Here is a 203-nt window from a genome sequence, read left to right on the forward strand (position 1 = left end):
GCGGGAGTAGCTCAGTTGGTAGAGCGATACCTTGCCAAGGTATAGGTCGAGAGTTCGAGACTCTTCTCCCGCTCCAGTTTCAAGGATGAAGCGCAGCTTCTTCCGGCAGTTGCAGTAAGTAAGGTCCCATGCGGGAGTAGCTCAGTTGGTAGAGCGATACCTTGCCAAGGTATAGGTCGAGAGTTCGAGACTCTTCTCCCGCT

Annotated in this window: 2 tRNA genes; both read left to right on the forward strand. The window is 53.7% G+C overall.

What is annotated here, in order from left to right:
- Positions 1-76 (forward strand) — tRNA-Gly (locus J8I26_RS22605).
- Between the two features lie 54 nt (positions 77-130).
- Positions 131-203, forward strand: a tRNA-Gly gene (locus tag J8I26_RS22610).

Source organism: Herbaspirillum sp. LeCh32-8, assembly GCF_017814915.1.
GTDB lineage: Bacteria > Pseudomonadota > Gammaproteobacteria > Burkholderiales > Burkholderiaceae_D > Herbaspirillum.